Annotated in this window: 20 protein-coding genes and 4 tRNA genes; 4 read left to right on the top strand and 20 right to left on the bottom strand. The window is 46.3% G+C overall.

All coding sequences use genetic code 11. The features are described 5' to 3' along the window. Window positions 1–12: 12 nt before the first annotated feature. The 10 genes from FCN51_RS01815 to FCN51_RS01770 all read right to left on the bottom strand — a co-directional run bounded on the left by FCN51_RS01815 (window position 13) and on the right by FCN51_RS01770 (window position 9,608). On the bottom strand, window positions 13–333 hold the full coding sequence (locus tag FCN51_RS01815) for a hypothetical protein (protein ID WP_124296380.1): 321 nt from the start codon (window positions 331–333) through the stop codon (window positions 13–15). Window positions 334–578: 245 nt separating this feature from the next. Then, window positions 579–1,571: a hypothetical protein gene (locus FCN51_RS01810; RefSeq protein WP_160255906.1), complete on the bottom strand. Its 993-nt coding sequence runs from the start codon at window positions 1,569–1,571 to the stop codon at window positions 579–581. 58 nt (window positions 1,572–1,629) lie between these two features. After that, window positions 1,630–2,709: a hypothetical protein gene (locus FCN51_RS01805; RefSeq protein WP_160255905.1), complete on the bottom strand. Its 1,080-nt coding sequence runs from the start codon at window positions 2,707–2,709 to the stop codon at window positions 1,630–1,632. 184 nt (window positions 2,710–2,893) lie between these two features. Then, on the bottom strand, window positions 2,894–4,861 hold the full coding sequence (pilV, locus tag FCN51_RS01800) for a shufflon system plasmid conjugative transfer pilus tip adhesin PilV (RefSeq protein WP_160255904.1): 1,968 nt from the start codon (window positions 4,859–4,861) through the stop codon (window positions 2,894–2,896). Beyond that, the gene (locus tag FCN51_RS01795; protein WP_160255903.1) at window positions 4,858–5,319 is read right to left on the bottom strand and encodes a hypothetical protein; all 462 of its coding nucleotides are present in this window, start codon (window positions 5,317–5,319) and stop codon (window positions 4,858–4,860) included. Before FCN51_RS01795 ends, pilV begins: the two co-directional genes overlap by 4 nt. A 182-nt stretch (window positions 5,320–5,501) precedes the next feature. Then, window positions 5,502–5,993 (bottom strand): hypothetical protein, encoded by a 492-nt coding sequence (locus FCN51_RS01790; protein ID WP_160255902.1) that lies wholly within the window; start codon window positions 5,991–5,993, stop codon window positions 5,502–5,504. A 602-nt stretch (window positions 5,994–6,595) separates the two neighbouring features. After that, on the bottom strand, window positions 6,596–7,573 hold the full coding sequence (locus FCN51_RS01785) for an HD domain-containing protein (protein ID WP_160255901.1): 978 nt from the start codon (window positions 7,571–7,573) through the stop codon (window positions 6,596–6,598). Between the two features lie 90 nt (window positions 7,574–7,663). Then, window positions 7,664–7,740, bottom strand: a tRNA-Arg gene (locus FCN51_RS01780). Between the two features lie 102 nt (window positions 7,741–7,842). Further along, window positions 7,843–8,352 (bottom strand): hypothetical protein, encoded by a 510-nt coding sequence (locus FCN51_RS01775; RefSeq protein WP_160255900.1) that lies wholly within the window; start codon window positions 8,350–8,352, stop codon window positions 7,843–7,845. A gap of 167 nt (window positions 8,353–8,519) precedes the next feature. Continuing rightward, window positions 8,520–9,608, bottom strand: coding sequence for a phosphoadenosine phosphosulfate reductase domain-containing protein (locus FCN51_RS01770; RefSeq protein WP_160256142.1), 1,089 nt, complete (start codon window positions 9,606–9,608; stop codon window positions 8,520–8,522). 584 nt (window positions 9,609–10,192) lie between these two features. On the opposite strand from FCN51_RS01770, the gene FCN51_RS01765 reads away from it, so the two are divergent. Beyond that, window positions 10,193–10,498, top strand: coding sequence for a hypothetical protein (locus tag FCN51_RS01765; protein ID WP_160255899.1), 306 nt, complete (start codon window positions 10,193–10,195; stop codon window positions 10,496–10,498). A 135-nt stretch (window positions 10,499–10,633) separates the two neighbouring features. Further along, on the top strand, window positions 10,634–11,209 hold the full coding sequence (locus FCN51_RS01760) for a hypothetical protein (protein WP_160255898.1): 576 nt from the start codon (window positions 10,634–10,636) through the stop codon (window positions 11,207–11,209). A gap of 55 nt (window positions 11,210–11,264) precedes the next feature. Here the strand turns inward: FCN51_RS01760 and FCN51_RS01755 are convergent, their stop codons facing one another. The 8 genes from FCN51_RS01755 to FCN51_RS01720 all read right to left on the bottom strand — a co-directional run bounded on the left by FCN51_RS01755 (window position 11,265) and on the right by FCN51_RS01720 (window position 21,368). Then, window positions 11,265–11,717, bottom strand: a complete 453-nt coding sequence (locus tag FCN51_RS01755) for a hypothetical protein (protein ID WP_160255897.1) — start codon at window positions 11,715–11,717, stop codon at window positions 11,265–11,267. 120 nt (window positions 11,718–11,837) lie between these two features. Further along, window positions 11,838–12,326 carry a hypothetical protein gene (locus tag FCN51_RS01750; protein ID WP_160255896.1) on the bottom strand — a complete coding sequence of 163 codons (489 nt, stop codon included), beginning with the start codon at window positions 12,324–12,326 and terminating at the stop codon, window positions 11,838–11,840. 156 nt (window positions 12,327–12,482) lie between these two features. After that, a complete protein-coding gene (locus tag FCN51_RS01745) occupies window positions 12,483–13,418 on the bottom strand; it encodes a hypothetical protein (protein ID WP_099541150.1) in 936 nt (311 codons plus the stop codon). 183 nt (window positions 13,419–13,601) lie between these two features. Continuing rightward, entirely contained in the window at window positions 13,602–14,225 is a 624-nt protein-coding gene (locus FCN51_RS01740; RefSeq protein ID WP_160255895.1) for a hypothetical protein, read from the bottom strand. 3,217 nt (window positions 14,226–17,442) lie between these two features. Next, a tRNA-Ile gene (locus FCN51_RS01735) sits at window positions 17,443–17,519 on the bottom strand. Window positions 17,520–17,536: 17 nt separating this feature from the next. Further along, a tRNA-Gln gene (locus FCN51_RS01730) sits at window positions 17,537–17,610 on the bottom strand. Between the two features lie 170 nt (window positions 17,611–17,780). Next, window positions 17,781–17,857 (bottom strand) — tRNA-Met (locus tag FCN51_RS01725). A gap of 229 nt (window positions 17,858–18,086) precedes the next feature. After that, a complete protein-coding gene (locus FCN51_RS01720) occupies window positions 18,087–21,368 on the bottom strand; it encodes an AAA family ATPase (protein ID WP_160255894.1) in 3,282 nt (1,093 codons plus the stop codon). 140 nt (window positions 21,369–21,508) lie between these two features. Here FCN51_RS01720 and FCN51_RS01715 point away from each other — a divergent pair, with 140 nt between their 5' ends. Next, window positions 21,509–21,907, top strand: coding sequence for a hypothetical protein (locus tag FCN51_RS01715; RefSeq protein WP_160255893.1), 399 nt, complete (start codon window positions 21,509–21,511; stop codon window positions 21,905–21,907). Window positions 21,908–21,913: 6 nt separating this feature from the next. On the opposite strand, the gene FCN51_RS01710 is transcribed toward FCN51_RS01715, so the two are convergent. Next, the gene (locus tag FCN51_RS01710; protein ID WP_099541154.1) at window positions 21,914–22,237 is read right to left on the bottom strand and encodes a hypothetical protein; all 324 of its coding nucleotides are present in this window, start codon (window positions 22,235–22,237) and stop codon (window positions 21,914–21,916) included. A 226-nt stretch (window positions 22,238–22,463) separates the two neighbouring features. Between FCN51_RS01710 and FCN51_RS01705 the strand changes: the two genes are divergently transcribed. Then, the gene (locus tag FCN51_RS01705; RefSeq protein ID WP_160255892.1) at window positions 22,464–22,916 is read left to right on the top strand and encodes a hypothetical protein; all 453 of its coding nucleotides are present in this window, start codon (window positions 22,464–22,466) and stop codon (window positions 22,914–22,916) included. 25 nt (window positions 22,917–22,941) lie between these two features. Here the strand turns inward: FCN51_RS01705 and FCN51_RS01700 are convergent, their stop codons facing one another. Beyond that, complete coding sequence (locus FCN51_RS01700; protein ID WP_309402362.1) at window positions 22,942–23,253, bottom strand: hypothetical protein; 312 nt, start codon at window positions 23,251–23,253, stop codon at window positions 22,942–22,944. Window positions 23,254–23,332 lie beyond the last annotated feature (79 nt).

Genomic DNA, 23,332 nt, shown 5'->3' with positions numbered 1-23,332 from the left:
AAAATGATCGAGTTAAAGTGATCCGGGCACTGAATGGTCCTGGGATGCGTCTTTTTTCTTCTCTCTCTCTCTTTGGGCATGATCCTCAAAGAGAGATGCTTCTTTTTTAAAAGCTGCGGACTTCCGGGGTTTCATATGACGAGACGCAATTTCTCCAACGATCAATTTCCAACGATCATGCCCCTCCGCCAGATCAAGAAGTGCTTCGCCGATATTGCAGGCACGCTCTCTATGGGCTTCGGCCAGTTGTTTCTTGAGTTCAGCAGTTCTTTTCTCTTGTGCTTCCAATTCGGCCTGCAGTTTATCAACCTCTGACAGCTTATGATCAGTCATCTTGTTCTCCTACAGAATTAGCAATCAGCGCTCAGAAGCACTTCCAGAGGTCATTATGATCTTTGGGGGAGTGCAATTTGATAATAGGATAACGAATTAAAATCGGTGTTTCGACATCTTATTCCTCGCGAATTGGTTTCCCGGAGGTGATGACAGTGAACTTAAGAGTTAGCTTGCAGGCGAACGTCTATTTTTGATTTTCTCTCTAATCTCTAGGATGGCTCGCAGGAGCATCTGATGCAGAGTTAGCTGAAGAGATTTCTACCAAAAATAGACATAGTCGCAATTCCTCCAAGCCATTTAATAGAGGTTAGGCCTGCGCCAAATATCATGTGCATAAAAGCTGTCCCTGGGCCAGTACGAGCATTGCCATCGGCAACATCTTTCAGGATAAAAAGACCTTTCCAGAATGCAGCGACACCGAACATGGCCAGGATTGCAAAGGTATATCCAATAAGTTCAGAATAGTTCTGTACAATGCTAATATTTGATGATCCAGTATATGATAACATATCAGAATCACCATTAAATCCTGTATTGGTTAGCGGGTTGTCTGAGCTTCCAAGGCTTGCAAGGCCGAAAGCCATAAGTGCTGACATATTCATCATAAGGAAAGCGACAAGCCCTCTGAAGGCCAGGTTTCTCGACAGGGGGCGCCCACTTCCAACTTCATGAGCAGCACTTAGGATAATTGTATAAAGATACCAGCCACCGACTAGAAACATCAGTACGAAAGAAACCTGAATAAATACGGGTACAATATTTGTTCTGACGTTTTTTGCTGCACAAGTTAAAGCTGTAGTTGAGCTAATACAGTCTGACGGATTGCCAAAGGTGTCATATGTTGATCCATGGTAACCTGTGACATATCCAAAGAACGAAGCAATCCCATAATTCATAGTATCAGGTATTGCTACGAGAAGAGCTCCAGCAATAAGCATGCCAGTTGGAGGGGCGTAGCTAATGACATGATGCGACCTCCCATCTGCCACCATGATAAGAAGCTTAAGGCCTTTGTATATGCACCCAAGACCAGACAAGAGGGATGCGACCATTAACAGCTTCCAGAATGGGCCGTTAATATTCCCCCCGAAGTGGCCTATCGCACCGCCAAGTGTGGATTCAGCCATAGCAAACTCAGGAAAGACTAATACGAGAGCACAGGATAGAATTACAAGAGGCAGCAACTTCAAGAGTCTTATATCTGAAGATTCAACTGGTGCTTCTAAAAAAGCCATGCTGTTAATCCTTGTGTGCGGGGACAATTGGTCTCAAAGGCCAATCGCTCAAAATTAGTCACAAGCCTTGTTGTGTTTCGTCTTTGGCGCCAGATGGCGGATGTGCGATCTCAGTATGAGAAGCAGAGGATAAGGAGACTGAATGTTCCCTTAGAATGCTCTCGATATCAGGAGAGTATCCGAAAGGCCTTTTCTCCTTAGGATTGACATCAGGAATGTCTTTTCCATTGGAAGAATAGCTTTGAGGAGAGGTGATCGTTTTAGCATTGAGTTCTTGCTGATGCGGTGAACTCTCACCATTACTCAGAATGGGTATGTCAGTGATTGATCCCATTGATGGTTTTTGATCAATGTCGCTGGGCTGGGAGATTAAAGGGGAATTGATTTCACCTTTTCCTTCATAATCCTGTTCTGGTGAAGGAATGGGGGGGGCTGAAGGAGATGGAGTTTCAGATGCCCCATTTGCTATGGACGGAACATGGAGTTGTGGGGGAGGGTTTTTAGGAAGGATATCGGTAGGGTTAGATCCGGTATTGCCTGTGTTTGGAGCCACAGACGAACCTTCTCCATTCTCTTCCACAGTCTCTTCCACAGGTGCTGTTTTGTCATGTCCAGATTCCAAGTCATCAGATGGAGTATTATCTATGCTTGGATCTAATTTTTCTTCAGGTTCTGTGATTTCTGCCTCATCAGGCTTTTCAACTGACCCGGTTTGGGATGAGCAAGTATCTTGAGTATTGAGGTGTTCGGCCGGAGGGCCTTTTTTTTCTTCCGGCTTCTCTTTCGGGGGGGGGAGAAGAAATATGGTCGAATTTTCTTCGGACGAAGTGGGCTTATTTCTTTCTTCTTTTTGCCCTCTCAAATCATCGAAAACGTCCGCAGGAGATCTTCGACGTCGATGGTTTCGTCGCTCACCTTTCCGAGCTTGCCTAGATAATTTTGATCGTTTTCTCATTTCGGATATGGCTTGCGATGTCTCCGCAATAATATCATCGCTAAGGATATTTACAGCACCAGATGACAATGCCTCCATGCCTATTATCAGGGCACGGCGAATAACCGCCTGTATTCCAATAGCGGAACCTAGCTTCTCTATGCACTCAATTATAGTCGCATCTTCTGGACAGTCCTGATCCATGTAGATCGTGAACCGTCGAGGAGAAGGGGCACTGTCTTTATGATCGGCATTCTCTATTGTCATGCTTAAAAAGTAACGAGGAGAGATGCCTATCTCAATAAATAAAGATCTGAAGGATGCGCATTAAATAGAGTGATCACCCGCGCATTAGAATGTTGCGACTACGGTTTGCTGTTTGAAAGAATTAGTTCCCTGGCCATCCGTTCTGTCCAGCGTAACCATCAACAGTTTGTAGTTTATGATAACGGTGATCTGCAGAACAAAAATACAGTCCGGTGTGATCTGAATCAGTCACTAATGATCCCACACCAGTTGTCTCCACGGTGCAGTCCCCTACGCCTACATGTCCACCCGTAGCCGTGTTGGACTCACCATCAAATAAGTCCGGGTTGTCGACCCCATATGAAAAAACCAAAGCACCCGTTAAATATTGGTTCCCAAAAACTGATAGGTCAGCACCCCTCGATGTAGCGCTAAAGTGACCGTAATTATTTGATGGAGATTTCCCGATTGTGACGCCGGACTGGAACCAACCTCCCCCACCTTCGTAAGTTCCATCATTGTCATATTGGTTAACAACTATGTTGCCGTCATTCACCCATACATCGCCGTTTTCTAGCGCCAGATTTGCTCGCGGATTTGAGCCGTTAACTGTGCCGATATTTACTGTTTGATTGAGCTGCGATGTGCCACTGGCATACAAATTGCCTGAGGTACCACTTAATGAAGCAGCAATATTTCCGTTTATACCTGCCGCTATAGTGCCTTCAGAATAGACATCTCTGGTATGTAAACCCTTATCAGCCCAAGAAGCAGGGTAACCTGAGTCTGGATCTAAGCCATTGGTCCCAATGTGACCAGAGAACTGAGCCGAAGCAAGTTGGGAGCGTCCCGAAGGATGGAGATAGTAGTTTGTGTCATCAGTATCGAAAACATATCTAGTAGTGGCATTGCCGTCCAAATAGGACATTGCATCCACCGCTAATGGTGCGCCCATTATATGTAGTTGTGAGTTTAAGATACTATTCCGTACAGCAGTATCACCCAACACAACGAGACCAGGTGCTGTTTTGGACCATGTAATCGGGCCTCCATTTATCAAGTCCAGTCCGGTTTCTGCGGTAATTTCCCCCACCAGTCGAGATCCGCCATCAACCTGAAAATTATTACCAGGTCCAGTTACGTGCAGACCAGCTCCCGATACGGTTCCGTTGAATGCAAGCCAATCACCGTTCTTGTAAAACCCTCCAGCTCCCGGACTGACTGTTACACCACATCCTTCAAGGTCCGGTTGCTGTGCACAAACGCCAAGAGAGTTGGCCACATACACCTTCGTATCGCTCGGATCCGTCCAGTTGTGACCAATCAACTTACTTCCTACCGCAACATTCGAATTTGTACCTGTCGAAGGATTTCGACCATTGATTTCGCCGGTTGAATCCAGACGGTTCCCTGTCATGTCTATATTCGTATGCATCGTGTTCGCTTCATGAATCCCGATGTCATTTCGATACAGAAAATCGGCCAGACCTCCGTTGATCGTAAACTGGCCCGAAGCGGCAATATGCCCAGGCTGAGGCGTGCCGTAATCCCCGCCAAGATTATCTACCGGATAGGACCAGCCACCATCTACCCCGCTTACAGTTCCAGACGGCCTGTTAGGTGTTGCGCTATTGAAGTAGCCACCTCCGGCGGCTGACAGTTTTTGCCCAATCCGACTGATATCTCCATCTCGGATCGTGTTGCCACCAACTGTATAGACCATCATGTCGTAGCCAGATGGATTATTGGCATCTGGCCAGATCGTCATTACCGAGTGCTGGTTATACGAGTTCGTATCCACAAACCCATCAGGCATGTAGCCTTGGCCCTGGAGGCTCTCCGCTGGAGCAGTTTCATTCTCGCTCTGGCGACCGGCCGGCAACTGATAGACGCCACCAGCATCACCGACTAATGTTTCAAGTTGGCTAGCATTATCCTTGACCCAATTCTGGGCTGCGACATAAACCTCTTGCATCTGGTCAGCCGCAGATGCGTCTTTCATCTTTCTCACCTGGATATTAGCCATATCGGCCAACACAGGCGTCATCAGGGCCATCACGAGGATGGCACCACTCACCTGAAGTGGTGTATATCCTCGTTCATCTCTCATTGATTGAAAGCCTGAAAGCCTGAAAGCCTGAAAGCCTGAAAGCCTGAAAGCCTGAAAGCCTGAAAGCCTGAAAGCCTGAAAGCCTGAAAGCCTGAAAGCCTGAAAGCCTGAAAGCCTGAAAGCCTGAAAGCCTGAAAGCCTGAAAGCCTGAAAGCCTGAAAGCCTGAAAGCCTGAAAGCCTGAAAGCCTGAAAGCCTGAAAGCCTGAAAGCCTGAAAGCCTGAAAGCCTGAAAGCCTGAAAGCCTGAAAGCCTGAAAGCCTGAAAGCCTGAAAGCCTGAAAGCCTGAAAGCCTGAAAGCCTGAAAGCCTGAAAGCCTGAAAGCCTGAAAGCCTGAAAGCCTGAAAGCCTGAAAGCCTGAAAGCCTGAAAGCCTGAAAATTATAACATATTTTGTTGATTAAGGAAATGCAAGTTGCGTGTATAAAGATGGTGAAGTGACGTCTGATTGATTTGCGCAATCTTGAGAAATAAGTCCCCTTATACCGCTTTCTAGTTTGGAAACGTATATCAGAGCCACTGTTATGCTTACTGTTATTCTGATGATACATGATTATTCCGCGGTTAAGAGTAATTTATGAGGAAGGCCCAAGTAGCCTTGCTTTCTTGTTTGCATTGCACAAGAAAAAAGGGGTGCCATCTGCTATTGGATTGACATCTCCTCGCTGATCACATGATTACCTGGGTCGCCACCAGCAGGGTTCCCAGCAGGGGATGTATCCGATGGCGTCCCGGGAGTTTCTAGTGTTCCGCCATAAAATGGATGACCATTAGCAGAGTTCGTTTTCGCACTTTGACAAATTGAAATGATGTCTAATTTTTCTGCTTCAGCATCTACATCTGGGCATCCGTTTGAAGAGGACATTTTATTCTCTCCATCAGCCAGAGCATTCTCCCAAACTGAAGTGGCTAGTTTTGTCGCGTCATCAGGATGCGAGATTTTAACTCCAGTGATAGTTGACCATTGTGCGATCACAAGAGAGGTGCAGCCCTTTATAGTCAGAGCCTTGCGCATGTTACATTTGGACTCTGCTCCAGCCAAAAAGGCCGATTTGGCGACAGTTTGCAGCAATATCTGTACAGAGTTTTGATCAATAATATTAGCTTGTTGAGCTGCGAGTTCCTCTGACGTCACGTGATCTTTTTTAGCTCCCAACGCTTGTGCTGAGTGCGAGCAAAATAGAAGGCAAAAAGTGGCGTATGCTTGGAATAGTCTGAATCCTCGCGAACGCGCGTGGCGCCTCCCCATGATCTATCCTTAAGCTTCCGTTTCTGCTCTCAATAGTGGTGGCAAATGAGCCCCCATGAAGGGTAGCCATATGAAAATGATTTTTCCAGAAAAGAGCATTCGTGATAAAATTCGTGATAAAATTTGTTCCAGAAAATCTGCATAGAAAGTTGGATTTTCAGTTCATGAAGAAGGGAGGGGCGGAGTGCTATACGTTGTCAAAGACGAACTAACACCTGAACAAAAAAGGCTGGTTAAGTTGTCATATTCAGGGAACATGAATTCTGAGGAAGCATTTCTAGCTGCATTAAGGGCGATTGGTACGCCAACTTCAACTGCTGTCGTCAGGGACACTGAGGGAGCCGCACCTAAGGAGTGATAAGAGCTTGGCGCCAAAGTTGCCTCACAGTTCTTTAGTGAGGCCTGCGGGCAGGCTGGACATAGAGGAAGAGGAGGAGCCAATTAGAAAGCGTGCTCCACCAGAATTGCCTAGCTTATAGTCCAGTTGACTATCTACTTGGTTTAAAACGGCTTAGGTTGAGCGCGAAAATCGGCTGAAAGATCCGACCTGGGACAGATATAAAACCATCTGGAACCAACGTGGTATAGAAACCCTCTAGAGTGACGTTGGCGTCTATCCCATTAGACCATAATTCTCGCCTCACTCTATTAGTCTGACCTATGGCCTTAGGGTAGGCGTAACAAAGAGAGTCCATTACATCTGCATCAGCCAATATGGCGCCGAGATTGCATGCTAGACACTCATGAAGAAGGTCTTGAGATGGGTTCGCCCTCATCGCCTCTTCATTCAAACGGGCCACAGACCCCTTCAAACTCTTTCTAAAAGAGGGAACTGTTCCGAGAATTAATCGGGATGCGAGTTCCACTTCATAACGTAGGTAATTTGATCCTTCAGAATTGTGATTTCTGAAGGCGTAACATTTATGGGCTTTGAGAAGGGCATTTGAAGACTCTCTCTCAGATGTGCCGGCTGGGGAATGGTATTCCATCACTACGTCATGAAATGCTGCAGCCAGGATCATTGCTAGGAATATTTTATTCCGATTATTCCGGGGCACATTGCACTCAAAACTGTCAAACCAAAGAGCCGTCAGCATCCCGGCATTGAGCAGCACATCAAACATGTGGCGATAGTTATGATATTCACGTCTGTTGCCACACAATTCGGTGGCAGAAGAAATCATGGAATAAACAAGCGATTTTGTCCCCTTATCACATCCAGTTAATAGAGAGACCCAGTTCGTAACTGAACGCAGGGATTTTGTGACTCTGTCTGAATAAACTAGAGGAGGGGACGCATAAGGCGGACAATGATCGAATACAATATCTCTGACTTTGTCCCGATAAGCATTGAACTCCTTTCTTTGGATCTTAGGATCAGGAGATTCGATGGTTTTTTTAATCTGCGATGCTAATGCCACGTAATCTGTTAGGGCATCAGGTAATTGAGGCGTATGAGGGGACATTGATAGTCTGGCGGCCTGTATCTCTAATCTAAAGAGCCAAAGGCTGATGGGGGCGGTATATGATCCACCATAACCTTAAGAGAGATGAGGTGGCCCGCCCTGCTGGATTCGAACCAGCGACCCACAGCTTAGAAGGCTGTTGCTCTATCCATCTGAGCTAAGGGCGGTCAAAAAATGATATGGCTTGTCTATGTCAGATGCAGCAAGATGTAAATAGGCCTTAATAAAATTGTGCAGCAATTTAAATAAGCCTTCGGAAATGGCGATAACTAACCATTTTGGATCTTGTGAATCATTCTTGTTGCCTGTGCTTCGGATATCATTTCAAGAATTGTAAAGCCAAATATCCATAGCAAAGCCATGATCAAGCAAAAGACCACAGGAAGTGGCAGAAGAAAGGTTGGAGGGGTTACGCCATACCAAATTGCATTAAACTTTTGAAGTAAGTGTAATTTATGATCATACAAAGATTGGATGAGAGCGAAAAATGGCACCAAGATAAAGCATGATAGTATGACCTTCTGTTTGTGGCACTTTTCATCACAAGACATTCTAATTTCAAGCAGGACACTCTCTTCTTCGCTCAAGTGTCTTAGAGATGTAAAAACAGACAGATCTATGAGATTAATTACCCCATCTTTTAATACTGACAAGGTGTCGGTGCTTTCATTGTATTCGAAAAAGTCACTTGATTTAACAATCAGTTCTTCGCACCCATAATGATTGATGCCTACTAGGCATCCTTCTTTTCTCAAATCTTTAAGCCAGACTGGAAACACGATCTTACACTTCATTTTTAAAGGCTTGGTAATGGTTCTTTCGGGGGGCCTTCGATTTGGCCGACAAATGACTGGAGACCCACCCTAAGAATATATATCCAATCTCCCAAGACAAAGGCATTTTTCACGATATTCGAAACTTCGTGGGATCATAAGGATCGTGATGTTTAGCTGGGGCCGCAGGAAGATTTGATGAACGCACCGGCCGGCCTAATCCATGCTGCGCCTGGCTCAAGAAATACAGGTAAATCATATTCTCTCTTCGTAACCTGTTGGAGAGCTTCCAGATCGTCAATTTCCATAGGCACCCCAAACTGCGCAATTTCCATAATGCTTTTTTTGTTGCGGCTGATAGTGGTTCCAAATGATAATTCGTACTCGTTTAGAGCATCGAGTTCTCTAGGGAAATATTTGTTAATTGTAGCCCAGATAGTGGCGTCATTGAAAATGCATTTCATGCAGGAGGATCGTCCCCAACCAAGACGGTAAGGCACCGGAGAGATAACATTATTCCTCTCGAAAATGGCCCAGACTTGCTCCTCAGTCCATGAAAGCACAGGCCTCCATGCATCGACATGTCGGCCGTAGCGCCCATCACGACAATCGGAAGTATGTTTTTCAAGTTGGTTGTATTTGGCGCGGTTAGCACTCTCTTCTCGCCGCTCACCGGTAATGAAAAGCACTTTCTTATGATGGAATCGTGCCTGATTGTTAAGGGCGCGACGACCTACATCAATTTTGAGTGCAGAACTACACCAACGGGTTTGAAGATTGGCAGATACTTGAGGGAATTTCAGTCTGGTAGCAGGCTTGGCGCGGGTTTTGTCTCTTTCAAGCTTGATAAGGCCGTCAGGCGTTTCAATGAGGTGAGGGCGGCTGTAGGCGTCTTTTTTGAGCATCTCACCCTCAAAGCCGCCCTCTAACCAAGAAAAATAGAGAGGAAGGTTAAATGCTGCTGCAATGGCTTTGTTGTATGAAGTCATGAATTTCCAGTCCATGAGAGAACTCCCCTCACGGCCGTCCACTTCATGATGCCACAATTCAATTTTGCTTTTATCGGCACCCATTTCAATAATGTGGAGAAGGCAGGCGATTGAATCCTTACCTCCTGACATGCAGACGATAATGTTGTCATATGAGTTAAGATCAATATCTGGAGCATCAAAGTAGGTTGTGGTCGGTGCTGAAGGTTCAATGCCAGCTTGCATTTCCAGCCCAGGAATAATGTATTGATCGTCGAAAGAATCGAAGGACATAATCATGACCTTATATGCTGTTTGTTTCAATATTCCTTGATTATATAATGGTATTTATTGTTCCGCAAATAATATAACAAGTGATGGCAAGGCGTTTTCGGATAAATAGCCTTGCTAAAATTAGGCTTGCCTTATTCCTTAAATTAACTCTCTTTATGTATACAAAATTTCTTTCAGAATTAAGACAAAATCAAATGGCGAAGGCCATCAAAGGTTAAAATCATGTGCGAAGAAAGTCATAAACCTCACACTATCTCGACTCATGTACAAAGGAATGATTTATACCGAGATAGGCCCTGCGATCAGAAGAAGGCGGGTTCTACCGAAGAGGATATTCTCTTCTCAATGTTTTTAGGTCTACTTGTCCTGCAACAATTGAAGGCTACGCTCAATTTAACTCACAGGCGTTCGCAGGAATTTAGAGAGGGCAGGGAACTTGGTGCCAGACTGACCTGGCATAGACTGATGATTTAGTTAATAGTTGTTTAAATTCCCCATCTGAACGTCAAACCGGTTCTTCCTTGCATGCTCAATGGGTAAATTGGGTTGCACAAATAAGCCGACAAACGTCAAATGAGGGTAAAATGCAGGTCAAAGTTAAAGTCGAGAATATCGATTGGGATACAGATGGAGTTCCTGCTGAGGAACTGGGTCTTACCACTTCTACCGAGGTGACAGTCGATGTCGACCCAGACAGTCTGCCTCCAGAAAAAATTCATTCTGATATTTCTGCTATGACCAAATGCGATGCGGACTATTTGAAGGATCTGGTTCTGGACGAACTTTCAGATTCCTCTGGTTTTTGCGTTGGAGGTGATGGTTATCGCGTGTGCGATAATGGCATTTCAATAGTCGCCGAGCCTATGCCTGTGGCAAGTCCATCAACCTGATATACCATAGTGGCGAGGGCTAGTTCCCTTACCAAGGAGGGCTCAAAAGGTCCTCCTGACAATTTTTCTTGTGATCACGAATGCATGCGCAGGCTCCGTCCTTAATGGGGGGAGTACCTCAACAATGAAAAAGTCATGCAGATCATGCGGAGCCTGTTCTATGGTGAGAATGAGACAATGGCAAATAGTCAAAAAGTTCAGCTAAAAACGATGCAGGATATTTTGACTCTATATCCTGAAGCGTTTGATGCGGAGGGGAATATCAATCTCTCTAACCGACCAGAAATAATTGAACTGCCACTAAATATGGAAGTGGTTAGAGATCTCAATATTGACGGATGTACTGGCCTTAGAGCCCTGCCAGAAGGGCTAGTAGTGGGCCAAAGACTCAATGCAAGAGGTTGTACCTCTCTTAAATCCCTCCCTAACAATTTTGAATTGCCTGGCACACTCATACTCAGTGGCTGTACGGGTATTACAGAGCTTCCCGTAGGTCTTGATGTCGAAGGCGGGATTTATTTGGATGGCTGCATCTCATTGCGCAGCATCCCTAATGATACCAGGTTCGGTGAAATTCTGGAACTTACAGGTTGCGAAGGCATCGAAATCCCTCAAGACCTTCTACAAAAATATGCTGGATTTATTATTGTGCCAGAAGGTGAGTATACCGTAGCTCCTTCGGAGCATCCTGAACGAGAGTTCAGTGCTTAAACGGGTTTGACACTCTCCCCGCCCTGCAGGGCGAGGAGAGCCTTGCATAATTCATTTAGGTGATATTTTTTTGAGCAAAGGCCAATTGAGATAGTGAGGCAAGATTGTCTTCGTGAGGCTGAATAGGCAAAGTTAGATGCCTGGGAAGATAGGCTAATTCGTCTGCATGAAAGTCTGCAGTCGTCATTAGCCGAAGGAATTTTAGCGGCAATTCAGTAGGTGAAATTTTATGAGATTTCCCATCTGTGAAGTTATGAAAATATATGTTTAGATTTTTGAGATATAGGAAGCCAACGCTATAAGAAAAACGTCCTATAAGAAAGATTATAGGTCGGTCTTTTATTTTATGTAATACAGGCCAAGCAAAAACTAATTCTTTAATTTTAAAAGAAGCGTATAAAACAAAGCAAATTGCAATGAATGCAATAAGCCATATGAAATGAATTATATGAGTATTTAGAAAAAATATTACTCCTCCGCAGAAATCCACTCCCGGCTCAGTCCCCATATAGATGCCCTCCCGAAATACGATCCAGATGTCATTTTGACATGTCGGAAAGAATTAAATCTTGTTCTTAAGGTTTAAAATACAAGATTTAATTCTGATTTCGAGAAACGATTTTAGATTTTAAGGCGTTACATTCTCAGGTTCAGATGTTGCGCGTGGGGTATGGATGGCCAAATCAATAGCATCCTGAGCGCCATGTTCAAGCTCCTCTAAGATGCGAGTGTCGGAGAAATCATCTCCCCACACTTGATGGAATTCGCCATCTTCCAGGTTAGTTGAGCCATCTGGGAATATAGTTCCATCCTGTATGACCCGACCGTACGCTTCAGACATATCCTGATTGATTATCATAACATTCGCCACAACCCCAGGAAACAGCTTAGAAACTTCTTCTGCCATCTGGAACTCAGTGGTTATGAGCGATTGCTTGCTTTCGTAGGAAAGAGCGCCTTCAGATTGTACATGATACCCATCAGGAACTTCATGGGGCTCAAGAGCAGCGTTCTCGCCCATCATGCCAATGCGCATCTCGTTTAGAGCAGAGGCATAACTCTCCACTTCTTCTCGATTACCGAATAGGACGGTCTTAACCAGCGTAACCATTGCCATGAAACGGATGCTCCCAAAGATTAGTTTTTCCCGATTTCCCGCTTTCTCATGCAAGGCACAAAAGAATGTTCATGCAATGAGTGGTTGCCCCGTCTTCAAAGTCTGAAAAAGTTATCGAATGAGCAGCAAAGCGCCATCCTTCAAGGGAGGGGGATGTTATTTCTGTTCGGTCTTTGGCAAACATTTAGGAGGCTTATCTAAAATTTTTCCGAGAAATATTCTGACTAGAGGTGAAGCCTTTTTTATGTCTGGAAGCATATCAATCAGACGTTTAAAAATTTGTTTGTTAGTTTTGTTTGGTGTGATTTTCTTAGCCCGGATCCAGTTTATAGCCATTTGAGTTGAAGTCTCAATGTCGCATGGCCAAGGAGATTTTCTCCATTCATCTAAAACATAATCCATAGCGTTAGCGCAGAATAGGTAGTCTAAAGATCCTAGAAGGGTTAATCCTGCAGCGAAGCGCCTTTCAAAATTTGCACGTGAATGTGTGGCTCGTATTTCAAATTCTAAAGCGCTTGATTGTCTCAATAATAAATAGTCACTTCTGATTCCAGCATATGCTGTTGCTGATTGAATGTCCTTTGTCATGGCCAGTGTCAGCGATAAGGAGAATATATCACATGCTGCTTCCTCTATCGCGTTTGTTCCATTCGTGAAGGAAAGAGGGTGCCTTAACCTTTGTGAGTATTGTAATATATGGCCAATTTCATGATGAATAATGGACATTTGTCCAAAATAATCTAATTCTGGGGTCAACGACCTTCCTGTTTTATCAGCGAATATAGCAGTATCATCATCCTGAACGATGATCACTGGCGACCTGCTTCCTTTTTTAAGTGGGTTGCCTGCTAATAATATTCTGGAATGCTGCCTTCTGCCACGTGTGAAATCGGCATATGGGGAACGATATGCCTTTGGAATCCTGCCGCCTTTTGAATGTATGAGATTTATTACAATATCATGTTCGATATTAATTTTTTTACCGCGCCAAATTTGATGCCAACATGTCTCATACGGGATGGCGATCTTGAGGATTTTATTGCCACGTCCGTAAAAATAGTTGAGTGAGCTCAGATGCTGATGTTGCTCCATCTATTCTTCTTCCTGGACGTTTGATCAAATGCGATTTTGATATGTCGGTCATAGAGTTTTATGTTTTTGGGTTCAATAGGGGATTTTCTTTATTCAATTCAAAGTAAAACCTCGCCCTTCAGGGCTCAGAGGGGAGGATGGCAATGCCATCTCCCCTTTAAAACAATCAACTGTCTGCCTTAATTAAGAGAGGGTAGGGCAATTATTTATCTCATCTATAATGTTGTATTCGTGCGGTAGGGTTATTCTATTGCCGTATTTACTTATGATATTTTCAGGAATATTAATGCCATTACATCCTGTCAGATCTATCGTGCCACCCACCGATATATCAGAAGGCAGTAAGGTAAGTGAATTGCAGCCCATTAACCGCAAATCACCTCTTACCGTAAGACCTTCACCAATAGTTTCAAGATTTGTGCACTGCTCAAGATCCAGGTTGGCCCCAATCGTAATACAATCACCAACTGATCTTAAATTTCTGCATGCCCGCATGATGAGATCACTGCCGACTTGAAGATTGTCTGGTATCGCGGTTAACCCTTTGCAATCATCGGCGATAAACATTCCTGGTATTGTTAGGCAGGGAAAATCAGAAATTTTTGGTGATCCACTTATGTAAAAAGATATAGCATTGCTTTTCGTGGGGAGTTTTTCTAGATATTCATTGCTATCGCAGTAAATAATAGCGTTCCCATTCACTTGCAAATCGTCAGGCAATTCTCGTATTTTGCAATTTGTTATATCAACCCCATCTTCATTATAAATTGCCGATGGGATTTCCATTTTTACTTTTCTTGCAGACATCTCTAATTCCCTTTTGCATTAACTCAATTTTGTCAGATCGATAAGACGCTATAATTAAGTATGGCAAGCTACAAGTTCCTGTGCTTCGATATTTCGATGTCACGTGGACTAGGCCTTGGAACCGAAATCCCGATAATGATACAGGTAACCGGGTGATCCCCTTAATTTATCGAATTTACCAAAGATCGGTCATTCATAGAGGGGAGAATGTCAAAGGGAACGATTGTTTTGGAACGGTTTCATGGGCTTCATCCCTTTCTGAGCTAAGGGATATGAGTGTTGTGTTAGGCTGAATTCCACCAAACTGCCGCCTGTATATCCCCTTTGTATTGGTGGGGACAGAAGCAAAATTGCACTTGAAGACAAGAATGCAACGCTGCGTTTCTGCGCGAGTTATCCCCTTCAGAGAGGGGAATAGTAATCACATGCCACATGCCTAGGTTACGCGGAATTCGGCATGTGAATCACCGGAAATCAATCTCAGGAATTACTTACTTTCTGAGCAATTGAGACGAATAACTGGCATTTTCCGCGTTATACTTCTCCGCCTTCACCTGGATAATCCCCGAAAAAAGGGAATTCGGATTTAAACATCCACTTGCTGACTGATCCCCTAATGATGGGTAGGGGAATAATTGCGGAATGTGATAAATTTACAGTGTGTTTGATCCCCACGTTAAAAACGGGGAAAAAGTTCTCATAAAGACCGCGACCAGTTAACCACCGCTTGAACAGGTATCATTCTGTATGTGTGATCGATCAGTACATTCCCCCTCTTAGGGGGAGAAAGTAAGGAGTTAGGTTCGCGATTTCATAGCCTGGACAATCCCCGCACAGGCGGGGATGACTTTTTAGTAGACAGGGTCTGTCATCGTGGTGACGGTTAACCCCCGCATACGCGGGGAGAAGGATATTGCGAACCCTGCCTCCATAGAATGGCGCGGATAACCCCCGAACATGCGGGGAAAAGGCCGTGTTGTTTTGTGTCATGTGAACAACGGAGGCTTAACCCTGCATACGCGGGGAAGGCATTAACATCATCAGAGTTGGATCAATTACCTCCGGTTAAACCCCGCACACGCGAGGAATATGGGATCTAAAGTTACATCAGGATATCGTCTTAAGGTTAAACCCCGCATACACAGGGAAGACTTATTGCTAATCAGAGTTTGATATCAGGTTTTCGGTTGATCCCCAACAAGAGGAGGATACGGCGTGCTTGGCTCAAGATTTGGGCCATCCTCAGGTAAAACCCCTGACAAGCGGGGGAAGACCTCCCTTTAACATTTATCTTTGATTTTGATCACTGTTAACCCCATGCAGACGAGGGGAATAGGCCGCAGCATGCTAACAGAATTCGGACAGGAGTGGTTAAACCCCGAAGACGCGAGGAAGTTGATGAAACAGAAATACATTCCTCTCGCTCTGAATGGCTATCCCCCACACACGGGGGAAGTCGTGAACAATGCATTGTCCACGCATTCCGCTAAGGGTTAAACCCCGCAGGCGAGGGGAAGAACTTCTGCGTGTTCAAACGATTTTCCCTTTTTATGGTTAACCCCCGCACATACGGGGAGATCTTGAGGAAAAAATTGTCCAGACAACACTAGCAGGTTAACCCCCATTCCTGGGGACCCCTTCTGCTTCCTTGCACTAGAGCAAAGGAAATCCGGTCAAACCCCGCCCAAGCGGGGAAGACAGGGGTGACTTCTTTCTGCGGAAAAGACTGAACGGTTAAACCCCGCACATGCGGGGTAGACCAATGATCAAAACGACGAGGCGGTCATATTTTCGGCAAAACCCCGCACACGCGGGGAAGAAGTTTCTCTTGGTTGTGGAACGCTTCGATTATCCGGTTAAACCCCGCACGGGAGGAAGACTGATAAAATGACATCCGGTACGTTAATCAAGCAGGTTAACCCCCGCACACGCGGGGAAGATTTCGAGAACAGCCAAATATGCTCTAAGCAATTGGGTTAAACCTCGCACGCGCGGGGAAGACGCAACAGATGGCCACATATCCTTGTTTTGTCGTCGGTTAAACCCCCTCGCGCGGGGAAGAACGTCGCTCCGAACTATCTACCCAGATCCTCACGGTTAATCCCCGCACGGGAGGGGGAGACTTCCATGTTCTGTCAGCAAAGCATAATTGTTGCGGTTAACCCCCGCACACGCGGGGAAGACAAGTATAAAGCGTGGGGCTCCTATTAAAGGAGCGGTTAAACCCCTACATGCAGGTTAAGGATATTTTACTGGCTGTTTGCCGTCTCCAGGCTTCGGTAAAGCCCATCACACGGGGGAAGACTGAATCCTCTGCTTCGATAGTTATGTCGATACCGGTTAAACCCCGTACACGCGGGGAAGATGGCCTACGGCGGTCGTGCTGGTGCTGCACCGACGGTTAAAGCCTGCACGCGGGGGATGAATAATGGAACAAAAACAGCCAGCCAATAATCATCGGTTAAACCCCGTAATCGCGGGGAAGACCAGTCGTTGATTGTGGCGCCTCCAGCAACAGCCGGTTAACCCCCACCCGCGCGGGGAAGACGAATCCCCCAGCCTCCACATAAGCCTTGCCGCGGTTAAACCCCGCAGGCGCGGGGAAGACGCGCGCCCCATCCGATACAGACGGGATTTTGACGGTTAACCCCCGCAGACGCTGGGAATACGACAGCAGGATTGGCGAGCATTTCGGTGATAGCGGTTAAACCCCGCACACGCGGGGAAGACCGATGCCCTCCGTCCCGTTTGTCGTGCCACGCCGGTTAAACCCCGCAGACGCGGGGAAGACAGTGCGGCCTTAATGTCCTCCGGGTGCATTCCCGGTTAAACCCCGCAGACGCGGGGAAGACTTCGAATCCCACCCCAGCCGCCACACTCAGCACGGTTATACCCCGCAGACGCGGGGAAGACTCTTTCTGGAAGAGTTTGGTTCCAAAGCATTATTTTGTTGTCAAAGATCTACGGAGAAATCACGAATGGCGAGAAATAGCATTCTGCTAGATGAAACCAATTCAAGATTTGAAGGCTTATTGATAGACAGCTAGATAAAATAGATCAACGGCAAAGGCTTGTTTTTTATGTAATGCCGCTTTCAAAAGGCCAATTCATATCTAGATAGGGAACAGGATTAACCATTGAAGAGAATGTCTTCGTACAGGCTTAAAAGCCTTTTTCTGGATATGAGGCTATGGATGGCCTTTTAAAAAGGAAAGATTGGTGCGCCGGGAGGGACTTGAACCCCCGACCAAGCCGTTATGAGCGGCCCGCTCTGACCAACTGAGCTACCAGCGCCAACCAATGGATAGGAATGGCTGGGGTAGGAGGATTCGAACCTCCGGTCACGGAATCAAAATCCGATGCCTTACCGCTTGGCTATACCCCACCATGACTTCTATCTAAATGGGCCGCCACAGGTTTGCCTCCATGAGTCAACACTCCTGAGCGGCCCATTCCGCACTCTCGCGGCTGTCACGGCAGTACCTTCCGTCCTCGGCATGCTCAGTGGTGATAAAGGAGAGCTCCAAGAAGATCTCTTCATCAGCAACTTCGCATTGGTTGCGGAGGGAGGATTTGAACCTCCGACCTTTAGGTTATGAGCCTAACGAGCTACCGGGCTGCTCCACTCCACAGCAATATCTCAGAGATATAAAGAAGGTTTAGAATCTTGTTATCTCTAAAGACAGACGTATCACTAAGGCCAAATTTATCTTTAGACAAGGCCTAATTATTATTTTTTGTCTATCCATGGTTTGAAATGGACATAAGACATGGCCAATAAAATAATCTTCTCAGAAAGCCATTATGGTCTTCCTAATCAATAAGATGCCGGTGCTCGAAGGTCAGTATAAGGACTGTTGCTTATGGTGAAGGCGCATCCTCATAGGAGGAAGAATGCTGATCTTCCATTCCCATTTCACTATCCATTTCAGGCTGAGGCTCATGACATGTCTGTTTTATCGGATGGATATTAGGTCTCCACCCGATAAAACCAAGCGAGGGCCTAGAGGCAGGAACTGGGCGAGCTGAGGGGCTTTCTACATGAGTTGTAGGTCTGACAGGTCTATGAGGCTGAGCAGGTCTAGAAGTCGCCGGTACATGATCTGGTGCCGCGGACCTGGCAGTCGGCTGAGCGTTCGATGTGGCTGGGGCTGCAGCAGGTTGGCGGATCGTTGGGGACCAACCAAATCTTCTAGGTGATTGTAGGCCTACAGCTTGCAGGGGAACTGCTCGCGAGGGTTGTACAGCAGAGTTTGACTTAGGATATGTAGGACTTGTCGCATCCTGATGAGACGTATTGGGCTGCCTTGGAGGGGCGTTTTCCTGGACGTGGTTGATTACTCCTTTCTTATCGTAAGAAGGAGTGGCAGGCGGGTTTGGCAAAGCAGAAGATACCGGGATATTTGGTCTGTACCCAATACCACCTGTAAACATCGGCCGTGGCGGAGAACTTGTAGGTTGATTTACAGCATATCTCACTGGAGGTGCCTGATGACTGCCAGAAGCTGTAGGTGTTGTCGGGCCAGAGCCAGATGAGTGCGGTTGGGAAGGAGGCGACGGGAAACCTCCATGCAGACCGGCCTGAACCCCATTGGCAGGGGCCTCCACCTTAATTCCCTCTATCGTTCGGATCTTATGGCCGCTGGCATTCCCATATTTCGTCTGGAACCATTTTTCTCGCCCTCCGGGCCTTGGAAGATCATCCATGGGGGGCTTTTTATACCAGCGAGATCTGAATTCATCTGCTATGCCCGGCACGAGAATTTCCGACAATAGATCGGGGAGCATAGTCAGTCTGGTATTCATGCGGCTGCGCTGCACAGCTCCTGCAAAAGCATCAAAGCTACCGACTACAGCAACCCCTTCTTTGGCGCGGGTCCATCCAGTGTACACCAGAGAGTTATCCAGCATGTTCGCATGTTCTGGCGTAATAACCATCAGAACATACTGATACTGTTGACCCTGAGATTTATGAATAGTGAGGGCATATGCCAGTTCAAACTTTTTATGCCAGTCCCATGATACATCTTCGGTTCTGACTTCGTTGTTATCGAAGCGGATTTTAATTTTGCCTTTTTTAGCGTCAGGATCAGCAGGTGACGGAGGTATGTAGGCTTCAATGAAACCTCTACTTCCATTTACACAGAGTTTGTCACCTTTAACATTTTTTCGGCGCATGACCCTGTCACCCACTCGCGGAACGGGCATTTCCTTTGCGAACCTGGGGGCTGAAAGTCCGGGTATTTTCGCCCCATTGGGATTGAAATATCTGGACATTTGGCTGTTGATCTCCCAGAGACCGCCAACGCCGGGGTTTTGTGGGCCTAAAACTGCGACATCTTTCAGAGGGTTTTGAATTCCCAAGGCCGGCATCACGTTAGACATGGCATAAACGATAAAGTTGCTAATCTTTTCCGGCACCACTGATTGCATTGATGTACCACCAGAGGAATCCCCATTGATGGTAGGAACGCCACCATATCTTATTTCTTTAGCCTGAATGGCCAAATTGCTTTTCGGATTAGAGCGATAGGTGTTCTGAAGACAGATAGCTGGAACAACCCGATCACCTGCCATTGTTCTGGTGTTCAACAGGTTCTCAAGAAATGCGCCTGGCCCAACAGACATCAACTGGCCATCATCACCGAGGATCAAAAGGCTTGCATCCGTCGGTATGGCATCCAAAAGATGATCTGAGAGGAATATGTCAACCATAGACCCCTCATCAACATAGACAGTGCAACCAGATGGCAGAGGGTTGTTACGGTTGAAGTCGAACCATTGTTCCCCTCCAGCCTTCTCGCCTTTGCATTTCAGTAGTGATTGAATTGTAGCGGCATCTAGACCAGTCGTCTCTGTCATGCGCAGGGCTGCAGTGGCAGTGGGCGCGCCGAGCAGGAATGAGCGCTTTTCTGTGCCCATTGCCACTCGCGCGGCTATTACTGCGTCAAGAATGGTTGATTTTCCGGTGCCAGGCCCACCTGTAATTACACAGAAACGTTCATAGCAAGCCATTTCAACTGCCGTTCTCTGCACGGCATCAAATCTTTGGAAGTCTGGTTGATTGAATAGGTTCCTGCACGTCGCCTGAACTGTTGCCTTGTCTTTTAGTGGCGGGGCCTGAAGCAGACGCGCTATATTTCGTGCTACTCGCACTTCCGCTTGGTAAACACGTTCTCTAGCAACAAGAGTACGGCCATCGCGGGTCTTGCGGATCCGCAAGCCGAATTTTAATGCTTCCTGAGGCTTGGAAAGAAAGTCACGGAGCACATCAAGACGCATGCCGATTTTCGGATCTATTCCACTTATTAGATCGTCACGGAGGGGTTCGGCTTTGCCAGAGGTCAGGATATCGGTGACATCCACCGCGGTTGATCCTGGGAACTCAACGTGAGCAGTAAATCCGATTTTCTCCCCATCATCATTGGTGGCTGAGAGCCCTTCACTTGCCATCAGAGAGCGACGAATTATGCCCGCTATTCTTCTGGGGTCATAAGGATTGCCTCCAAGGGTGCGGAAAAGCATGTCAGCTTTAGCCACATCAATCCCAGGGATCGCAACAAGCTGATATGGGTCGCCACCAATTCTTTCGGCCACCTTGAAGGCGCAACCCCTCCAGACCATGTCGAGATCGCCTGTTGTAAAGCCAGCGCGATGCATCATCAGCGCCATATGGCTTTCACGGGTGGCGGCTTCCCACAGCCGAAGTATATTGGCTGCGAATATCTCAGGCTGATCGCTAAGTCGCGTGAGGATTGTCGGTGTGGCAAGAGCTCTTACGAGAACATCCGGTCCATATTCTCTTGTCAGAGCTGAGAGTCTTCGTGAAAGTGCGGATGTCCCGCACATTTCGGGGGGGAACAGACCATTCAGATATACGCAACTCAATGCGAAAGTGTCAGGAACACTGGGTATTAGGCACCAGGAATTGAACTCTTCACCTTTAGCCGTACGTTTCCAGTCCCCCTCGACTTCGTAGCATCCCCCAGGTGAAACGTGGGAAACAGACCGTACGAAGAACTTCGCTGTTGTAAGCGATCCATTTTCATCCTCGAAGGTCCCCAAGAACATATAGTTCTCAAGATCGTCGGATGGAGGTCCATCCAGCTTCGGGAAAAGTATCTTTTTCACAACAACGCGCAAAACTAAGACTTTCCGTCGGGCAGTATTGATCCATGTTGGTCTAATATAGAGTATGAACATGCAAGGCACAGGGATCAAAGCCTTGATTGAAAAGTTAAAATTAAATCTGGTTTCAACTTCCTTGGTGGGATGAGTGAATCATGAGTAAAGCAAAAATTATCCAAAGGCTTTTTGAGGCTAGATATGGAAGTGAAGCCTTCATGGAGCGGAATGCGGATTTTTTTGAAAGATATGGGATATGTGCAAACCGCATTAATGACCTGGAAAGGCAGGGCTATGATTGCTTTCGCTCCAGAACGCATAGCATGTCGATGTGTGAAACATCCCGCCATTTTTCCATTTGTTTTGGGGATGCCGTGTTGGACACGTGGCTTACCGCTGCAGAATGGCTGACGCTATGGCGTAGAGGTTTTGTTGGCAAGGCAATGCCGATCATGCCAATGAAATCCAAGGATTGCGCAGGATGCCCACCCAGAGTGTGGGTCATTCCAGAGCGGGTAATATACCAGTCGACAAAGAATATCAGGCGGCTTCCATGAATATTCTCACGATCGCATACATTTCCGTTCTTTTAAAAGCTTCATACCTGCCGGAGTGACTGTGCCGAATTGATTGATCATGCCAGCTCGGAATAGCGGCCAGGCACCAGACATGAGCATTTTACGGCACGGGTTATCAGGATCTCTAACCTCTACACCATGCAGTCGGTCGATATAGACATCACGACGGTCGGAGGTTAGCTCAATAATCACAAACCCAGATGCGATCAATTCCAATGCCTCTATGCATGCAGTCCTGGACATGGCCTGCACGCATTTCTCCACTTCTTCTTTTGAGAACTCAGTGTTGGAATAGTCATTTGTGCACATGATTAAACCTATTTAGAGCACTGAATTGGATAAGCCTTGACAGTGAGGGTGTGGGCTGGGAGCAATCATTACCACAGGTAATCAGACAACATCAGAAACATCTGGGCCAATTTTTTGTCATTGTTAAAGAATGAAGGTTAGGCTGGTGACGTTTAAGAGAAGATCTACCAACAGAGATAACGGTATCATTGGCGTGAAAGATGTCACGCGATATCTATCAGGTAGCATGGCCATGGCATTCAAGTGTATTTTTGATACCGGGTTATCCGATGTTGAGGATATCTCCTTATTGGAAGAAGCGCGGGAATTGATTGAAGACTGGACGGATAATCCAGACATTATGCCGAGTGTAATGCCTCCAATTATAGGAGATATGGATAATAAAAACTCAATCACAAGGCGCTTATTGAGCTGCAAGGCTATTGCCGAGACCGAGTGGGGAAGAGGAGGCAAAGCCTATCTGCTTACATTTATAGTGTTGGCAGATACAAATAGCGGAGGATCTACACAGAATGATTTGAGGTGGAGAATTGTAGCAAGAAATGATGCTCTCCCTAAAATTGCTAAGAGGATTGAGCAATTAAAGGCGAGGGAAGAGGTAAGACTTACCATTCAGGGAGTAAGTGAGACAGCTCGCAAGTCGGCTGAGATCGCCGCTCGTACAATAGGGTTCTCATAGTTTTTTTGGGGTAATCCCCCGCCTATTAGGTCGGGGGATTAGACTTTAGAAGATTGAGGGGGACGATCCAATACCGCTGTGCATCAGCCCAAGCGTAGAAATTGTGCATGATGATGTCGTACTGTTCACGAAATTCCAGAGATTCGGAATCGTTGGGAAGGTAAGGGTCGGGGCCTGCTTTGAAAGATTCAATCACCTCGTCAAGGGTTGGGTCAAAATCCCGGTGTTTAATGTCACGAATGTGCGCGGGCGTTCCTGCTTCAATGATGCTTGCTATTTGATGGAAACATCTTTTCCATGCTTCCTGATCGGTAGAATACCGGCCATTTTCCCACACGTGATCGAATGCTGGCCTCAAGGTGATTGAATTTTTTCCAGTTATTGCGGCTTTCCGAGCGAGGTAATGTCATCTGATG

This window comes from Acetobacter pasteurianus, from assembly GCF_009914215.2.
GTDB classification, from domain to species: Bacteria; Pseudomonadota; Alphaproteobacteria; order Acetobacterales; family Acetobacteraceae; genus Acetobacter; species Acetobacter pasteurianus.
This window is presented reverse-complemented; position numbering and strand designations above follow the sequence as displayed.